General features: G+C 70.5%; 5 protein-coding genes and 1 pseudogene. 3 read left to right on the top strand and 3 right to left on the bottom strand.

Annotated elements, in window-relative coordinates:
- Window positions 1-676: pseudogene (locus PKD06_RS17680) on the bottom strand (hypothetical protein); the annotation flags it as partial.
- Between the two features lie 480 nt (window positions 677-1,156).
- Between PKD06_RS17680 and PKD06_RS17685 the strand changes: the two are divergent.
- The gene (locus tag PKD06_RS17685) at window positions 1,157-3,682 is read left to right on the top strand and encodes a cell cycle histidine kinase CckA (RefSeq protein ID WP_324382442.1); all 2,526 of its coding nucleotides are present in this window, start codon (window positions 1,157-1,159) and stop codon (window positions 3,680-3,682) included.
- Window positions 3,683-3,710: 28 nt separating this feature from the next.
- Here PKD06_RS17685 and egtD read toward each other — a convergent pair whose 3' ends face one another.
- Window positions 3,711-4,682 (bottom strand): L-histidine N(alpha)-methyltransferase, encoded by a 972-nt coding sequence (egtD, locus tag PKD06_RS17690; protein ID WP_324382444.1) that lies wholly within the window; start codon window positions 4,680-4,682, stop codon window positions 3,711-3,713.
- Window positions 4,683-4,691: 9 nt separating this feature from the next.
- Complete coding sequence (gene egtB / locus PKD06_RS17695) at window positions 4,692-5,906, bottom strand: ergothioneine biosynthesis protein EgtB (RefSeq protein WP_324382450.1); 1,215 nt, start codon at window positions 5,904-5,906, stop codon at window positions 4,692-4,694.
- A gap of 261 nt (window positions 5,907-6,167) precedes the next feature.
- Here egtB and PKD06_RS17700 point away from each other — a divergent pair, with 261 nt between their 5' ends.
- A complete protein-coding gene (locus tag PKD06_RS17700; protein WP_324382446.1) occupies window positions 6,168-6,743 on the top strand; it encodes a GDSL-type esterase/lipase family protein in 576 nt (191 codons plus the stop codon).
- A 65-nt stretch (window positions 6,744-6,808) separates the two neighbouring features.
- The gene (locus PKD06_RS17705; RefSeq protein WP_324382448.1) at window positions 6,809-7,711 is read left to right on the top strand and encodes an NAD(P)-binding domain-containing protein; all 903 of its coding nucleotides are present in this window, start codon (window positions 6,809-6,811) and stop codon (window positions 7,709-7,711) included.

A 7,711-nucleotide genomic window follows, 5' to 3' on the forward strand; every position in this document is an offset into this window, starting at 1 on the left:
GGGGGGGGGGGGGGGGCGGGGCGGGGGCCTGCGGCATGTCGGGCGCGCCCTGTTGCTCCTGAGCCCGCCGAAGTGTCGCTTCCAGTTCCTTCGTCATGTCCGGGACGAGGCTTTCGGCGCCGCGCGGGACCGAGGGCCGCGCCGCCGGCTGGACGGGCGGGGGGGGCGAGGCGCCCGGACTGACGCGCGTCGGCTTCAGCATCGGTTCCAGGACCGGGGCGACCAGGTCCTGGGCCGAGAGCGCGCCGGGCAGGTCGAGCCGGCCGAATCCGTTCTCGATGACGGGCCGTGCCGGGCCGCCCTCGGCGCCGCGCGGCGCCCCGCCTTCGGATTTCTCGGCGATCTCCGCCTGCTGGGATGCGGGCAGCCGGGCCCCTGGCACCCGCACGATATTGGTTTCCACGACGACGTCGTTGGGGCCTCCGACGAGGAGCAGATGCTCCACATTGTCCCGCCGCAGGAGGATCAGTTGCCGCTGGCGGTCGAGGTCGTAGACGTCGACGATGCCGAGCCGCGGCTGCCGCGTCCTCCCGCGCTCCTGGGAAACCGACATCCGGCTTCCCGTCAGGCGCCGCAGGATCAGCGCGAACAGGGCAAGGAGAAGAAAGATGATCGCAAACGCGATCACGTACTTCACGGCCGGGGAGAGGTTCTCGGTGCCGGGAATGGTGAACAAGACAGACGCTCTTCCGACGGGCTCGCGTGACGCCGATGGCCCGCCCGGTCGGTTTCCGGGCAGGCGAGGCAGCAACGCGTTAACACGTTTCCCGGCGGGTGTCCCGTCCGCGAATCGGCCCTCGCGGGACGAGAGTTCCGAAGCGCCCCCTGGCGGCCCGCCATCGGTGCAGGCCAGCCCCTCTGCCTCTTGCTGCACCAGGGGGTTAAGGGGCCGTTAACCATAAATCCGGCAAGCAGGGCGGGCAGCGGCGGACGGGCCTTCCGAATCAGGGGGCGCGGCCGGGCGCGTGCGTCGCGGCGACCGAAAAGCTCCTTGCCCGCGCGGCGCGGGCGATGCCGGGACCAATGTCGCATATCGGCGCGGAGATACCGGTGGAACATTGCGGGGCGACGGCCCGGACGATCCGGTTTGTCTTGCGGCTGAAGCGGCACGCGTCGTAGGGCTGGAGAGAGGGGCCTGGAGCTTGGCGTAGACGGGATGGCTGAGGTCAGGGGCACGGCTCCGCCGGGGATCGACCGGTCGCAGAAGACAGGTCACGTGGGCGCGCTTCTGCTGCTCGCGGGCATCCTGGTCGCCGCGGTGGCCGGGCTCAGCCTCCTGTCGAGCGAGACCGCCCAGCCGCTGCTGCTCGCGCTGCTTGCGCTGCTTGCGATGGCGGGCGTGTTCTTTCTCTTCGCGCTCGCCGTGGGCGCGCTCCGCTTCGGCGCCGGCACGCGCAACGACGTCACCAAGGCCATCGCCGACGCCTCTCCCGAGGCTCTGCTCGCAGTCGAGGAATCCGGCCGCGTCGTCTATGCCAATGCCGCCTACATGACGCTCGCGGGGGCGAGCGGGCAGGCGGATCTGCGGACGGTCGACCAGCTTTTCGCCGGTGGCCCGGACGTGTCGGAGGCCGTCTACCGCCTCGTCCAGGCCGCGCGCGAGGGGCGCGTGGCGGCGGAGGAGCTGCGTTTGTCGCCCGCCCTCGAGGGAGGGCGCGAATTCGGCTGGTATCGGGTGCGGGTCCGCCCGCTGGCGGAGGCCGGGCGGGCCGCCTCGCTCTGGACGGTCGCCGACCTGACCCCCGAGCGGGAGCGCCAGGAGAACGTCTTCCAGGAACTCCAGCACGCGATCGACTATCTCGACCACGCCCCGGCCGGCTTCTTCTCGGTCACGCCGGAGGGCTCGATCGTCTACATGAACGCGACGCTCGCCGCCTGGCTCGACCACGACCTCGCCAAGGTCGGGCCGGGCGGGCTCACGCTCGCCGACATCATGCCCGCCTCGGCGGTGGCGCTGCTCAGCCGCATGGACGGGCGGCCGGGCGAGGCCCGGACCGAGACGCTCGACCTCGACCTCGCGCGCCGCGGCGGCCAGAGCCTGCCCGTGCAGCTCCATCACCGCATCGCCTTCGGCCAGGACGGCAAGCCCGGTCCCTCGCGCACGCTCGTCCTGAACCGCTCCGGCGCGGAGGCGCATGGCGGGGAGCGCGCCGAGATTCGCTTCGCCCGCTTCTTCAACGCGACGCCGCTCGCCATCGCGGTGCTGGACCGTCAGAAGCGCATCCTGCGCTCGAACGCCGCCTTCCTGCGCCTCTTCGGCGCGCCCTCGCGCACGGGGGCGAGCGGGCCGCCGCCGGTCCTCGACTACATCTCCCCCGCCGACCGGCCGCGCGTCGAGGCCGCGGCGGATGCGGCCGTGGCCGGACAGGCCGAGACCGTGCCGCTTGACGTCGCGATCTCCGAGGGGAGCCGCCAGGCCCGCCTCTGGCTCTCCCAGGTCGAGGACGCCGCGGGCGAGGAGGACAGCGAGCGCATCGTCCTCTACGGGCTCGACACGACCGAGCAGCGCCAGCTCGAGCAGCAATTCGCCCAGGCCCAGAAGATGCAGGCGGTCGGCCAGCTCGCGGGCGGGGTGGCGCACGATTTCAACAACGTCCTCCAGGCCATCATCGGCTATTCGGACCTGCTCATCGCCGCCCACCGCCCGGCCGACCCGTCCTTCCAGGACATCATGCAGATCAAGCAGAACGCGAACCGGGCGGCGGCGCTGGTGCGCCAGCTTCTCGCCTTCTCGCGCCGGCAGACGCTGCGGCCGGAGGTGGTGAGGCTCGGCGACACGCTGTCGGATCTCTCGCTCCTGCTGAAGCGCCTTCTCGGCGAGCGGGTCCAGCTCGAGCTGCGCCAGGGGCGCGACCTCTGGCCCGTCAAGGCGGATGTCAACCAGCTCGAGCAGGTGGTCATCAACCTCGCGGTGAATGCGCGCGACGCCATGCCCGAGGGCGGCACCGTCGCCATCGCGACCGCCAATGTCCCGGCCGAGGAGGCGAAGGCGCTCGACCTCGCCGGCCTGCCGCCGGCCGATTACGTGCGCATCTCGGTCGCCGATACCGGCACCGGCATCCCGCCCGAATTGCTCGACAAGATCTTCGAGCCCTTCTTCACGACCAAGGAGCTGGGCAAGGGCACCGGCCTCGGCCTCTCGACGGTGTTCGGCATCGTCAAGCAGTCGGGCGGCTACATCTATGTCGATTCGACGCCGGGAGCCGGGACGGCCTTCTCGATCTACCTGCCGCGGCACGTCCCGGAGGCGGAGGCGCCGCAGGGGACGGACGCCAGGCCCGCCCCCGCCAAGGCGCGCGCCCCCGATCTCACCGGGCAGGGCACGATCCTCCTCGTGGAGGACGAGGATGCCGTGCGCGCCGTCAACGGCCGTGCCCTCGCGGCGCGCGGCTACACCGTGCTCGAGGCCGCTTCGGGCCTCGAGGCGATCCAGCTCATCGACGAGCGGGGCGAGCCGGTGGATCTCGTCGTGTCCGACGTGATGATGCCCGAGATGGACGGCCCGACCCTCCTCGCCGAGCTGCGCAAGCGGGATCCGAACGTGAAGTTCGTGTTCGTCTCGGGCTATGCCGAGGACGCTTTCGACAAGCATCTCCCGGAGGGCGAGCGGCCGGACTTCCTGCCCAAGCCCTTCAGCCTGAAGCAGCTCGTGGAGACCGTGAAGCAGGCGATCGGGCGCTGAGGCCGCGGGCTCGCGCCGGCCGGGGACTCTAGCCGGCCCGCAGCGCGAAGAGCGCGAAGAGGCCGGCCGGATCGGTCAGCATCGTCTCGGGCAGCCAGCCCGAGCGCCTCGCCAGGGCCTCGAAATCCGCCGGCCGATATTTGTAGCTGTTCTCCGTGTGGATCGTCTCGCCCTCGGCGAAGCGCAGAATCCTGCCGCCGAGATGCACCTCCTGCCCGCGCAGGCTGACGAGATGCATCTCGATGCGGCTCATCGGGCGGTTGAAGAAGGCCCGGTGGGCGAAGCCGCGGAGGTCGAAATCCGCGCCCAGCTCCCGGTTGGCGCGCCGCAGGAGGTTCAGGTTGAACCTCGCCGTGACGCCGGCCGCATCGTCATAGGCGGGGTTCAGGATCGAATCCGGCTTGACCAGGTCGACGCCCACCAGAAGCGAGGCGCCCGGCCCGAGAAGCGCCGCGAAATGCCGGAGCAGCCGGCCCGCCTCCTCCGGCTCGAAATTGCCGATGGTCGAGCCGGGGAAGAAGCCGAGCAGGGGCCGGGCGCGGATCTCGGGCGGCAGGTCCAGCTCCTTCGTGAAGTCGCCGATCGCGGGAACCACCTCCAGGTCCGGCCGGTCGGCCCGCAGCCGCGCCGCCTCGGCCCGGACGAATTCGCCGGAGACGTCGACCGGGACATAGGCGGCGACCTCCGGAAGGGCTCGCAGGAGGGCGCGGATCTTCTCGCTCGATCCCGAGCCGAACTCGACCACCGCGAGGCCCGGCCGCGACAGGCGGGCGAGATCCTCCGTCCGTCCGCGCAGGATCGAAAGTTCGGTCCGCGTCGGATAATATTCGGGGAGCCGCGTGATCTCCTCGAAGAGCCGCGAGCCTTCGAGATCGTAGAAATACTTGGCCGGGAGCGTCTTCTGCGGCCGGGAGAGCCCTTCCAGGACATCGGCCAGGAAGGCGGGGTCGCGGACGGCAAACGCCGGTCCGCCGGGAAGGACGTCGTGCAGGGCTTGCATAGGTGTGTCTTATCCGCGGTCGTCGGCGAGGCGCAGGCCCGTGAACTGCCAGCGCTGCGGGGGATAGAAGAAGTTGCGATAGGTAACGCGGCTATGACCCTGCGGCGTCGCGAGCGAGGAGCCGCGCAGCACCATCTGGTTGGCCATGAACTTGCCGTTGTACTCGCCGAGCGCGCCCGCCACGGGGCGGTAGCCGGGATAGGCGGTATAGGGCGAGCGCGTCCATTGCCAGACGATGCCGAAGGCATCCTCCAATTCGCCCGACCGAACCGCCGCCTCCCACTCGAACTCGCTCGGCAGCACCTTGCCCGCCCAGCGCGCAAAGGCGTCGGCCTCGTAATGGGAGACGTGGCAGACCGGGGCGTCGAGATCGACCGGGCGGGCGCCGCCGAGCGTCATCACCGTCCAGCCGTTCTCGCCGCGGCGCCAGTAGCCGGGCGCCTCCCAGTCCTCGTTCTGCGCCGTCGTGAAGCCGTCCACGAGCCACAATTCGGCGCGGCCGTAGCCGCCATCCTCCATGAAGCCGAGCCATTCGCGGTTGGTGACGAGGGATTTCGCCACCTTCACGTCGAGGACCAGGGCCTCGTGGGCAGGGCCCTCGTTGTCGAAGGAGAAGCCGTCTCCCTCGTGGCCGAAGCGGCGGATGTCCCGCTCCAGTGCGAGCCAGCCCTCCCGCTTCTCGAAGGGCGGCGGCGCGAAGGCCGGGTCGTAGGCGGGCGCGGTCGGGTTCTGGGCGAAGGCGTGCAGGATGTCGGTGAGCATCAGCTCCTGGTGCTGCTGCTCGTGATTGAGCCCGATCTCCATGATCGCGCCGATTCCGGGGTCCTCGGGATGGTCGCGCAGCAGCGCCTCGACCGCCGCATCGACATGGGCGCGGTAGCGCGTCACCTCCTCGGCATTGGGCCGCGTCACGAGGCCGCGCGCGAAGCGGGCATGCCGGGGGCCCGCTGCGACGTAATAGGAATTGAACAGGAAGGCGAAGCGCTCGTCATAGGTCTCGTAGTCGGGAACGCGCGGGCCGAGCAGGAACTGCTCGAAGAACCAGCTCACATGGGCGCGGTGCCACTTGGTGGGGCTCGCATCGGGCATGGACTGGACCTGCTGGTCCTCGGGCGAGAGGAAGCTCGCGCGCCGCTCCGTCTCCGCGCGGACGGCGCGATAGGGCTCGAGCCAGGGCGAGACGGGACGGGGGGCGCCCCGGACCCGCGGCCCGGCCTCGGTCATGGGATTGTCCGCTTCGATCAGCACGACTCGCTCCGTCACCGCCGCGGCCCTCGCGGGGCCATTTTTCGATCCGGCATTGGAGCGGCTTCGCCTTTCGGCCGGATGACGTCGAGGGGTCGGGACGTCATCTTCGTGAAAACCGGGCCGGTCCCGTGGGCTCGGCCGCAAGCCGGGTCGCCGCGACAACTCGACGGGACCGCCTGCGTTCCCTTGCTCGCGTTCCTCTGTCGCGGCGGGCTCTCTTTGCTATATGGGCCGGTCATGGCCCGCTCCCTCTTCTCGCTCCTTTGCCTCGTGGCGCCGCTTCCGGCGCTCCTGCCTGCTCCCGCCCGTGCCGCCGAGGTCGTCGTCGCGATCGGGGCCAGCAACACCTCGGGCTTCGGCGTAGGGGAGGCCGCGGCCTATCCGGCGCGGCTGGAAGAAATCCTGCGCGGATGCGGCCGGGACGTCCAGGTCGTCAATGCCGGCGTGCCCTTCGAGACCACGAACGGAATGCTCTCGCGCATCGACAGCGACGTGCCGGACGGCACGCGCGCCGTGATCATCCAGCCCGGCGGCAACGACCGGCGCTTCTTCGTCAGCCGCGAGCGCCGCGCCGCCAATATCGCCGCGATGACGGCGCGCCTGCACCAGCGCGGCATCCCCGCGATCGTCTACGATCCGGTCTTCCCACCGGACGCCTATCAGTGGGACCATATCCACCTGACCGCGCAGCGCCATGCGCTCATCGCGCAGGAGCTTGCCCCGCAGGTGGGGCGGCTGCTCGCCCGCGGCACCGCGAAGGTCCACGCCTGCGCCGGGGAGAGGCCTGCCGGGCACGCCCATCGCTCCCGCTGAGGGAGAAAGGCGGATATGACGGCTCGTCCGAGGATTCGAGCAGCCTTCAGGGGGAAGAGGAACGCATGAGCGAGATGATCGGCTTCATCGGGCTCGGCCGGATGGGCAAGTCCATGGCCATCAACATGACCCGCAAGGGCTTCCGGCTCGTCGCGCACGACGTCAACCGGGCCGCGGTGGAGGAACTGGAGAGCCATCAGGCCCGCGGCGCGGCCGATGCCGCCGAGGTGGCCAAGGCTGCCGACGTCGTCATCACCTGCCTGCCCAATTCCCTCGTCGTGAGCGACGTGGTCGGGCGCGCCGTTGTTCCGAACCTGAGGGCGGGCGGCCTCGTGATGGACATGAGCACCATCTCGCCCGAGACCACGGACGCCATGGCCGCGGCTGCGAAGGCGGCGGGACTCGGCTTCGTCGATGCGCCCATCGGACGCCTCGCGAGCCATGCCGATCGCGGCGAGAGCCTGTTCATGGTCGGTGCCTCGGAGGCCGATTTCGTCCGCGTGCGGCCCATGCTGGAAGCCATGGGCACGACTATCCATCATTGCGGGCCGGTCGGGACCGGCACGCGCACGAAGCTCGTCAACAATTTCCTCGCCGTCTGCCTTGCCCAGCTCAACGGCGAGGCGCTGGCTCTCTCGCAGCGCTTCGGCCTCGACCTCGAGAAGACGCTGGAGGTCCTGCACGGGACCACCGCCACCAACGGCCAGCTCAAGGTGAACCTCGCGACCAAGGTCCTCGCCGGCGACGTGGCGCCCGGCTTCTCGATCGACCTCGCCCACAAGGACCTGACGCTGATCCTGGAGGCCGCCAATGCCTCGCGGGTGCCCCTCCAGATGGGGGCGTCCGCCCGCGAGGCGCTGAGCTTCGCGCGGGCGCAGGGGCGCGGCGGGAACGACTTCTCGAGCCTCGTCGACGTTCTCTGCGACATGGCCGGGATCGAGAAGCCGCGCTTCAAGACCCGGCCCTGA

The organism is Enterovirga sp. (assembly GCF_035325185.1).
Lineage (GTDB): Bacteria > Pseudomonadota > Alphaproteobacteria > Rhizobiales > Beijerinckiaceae > Enterovirga.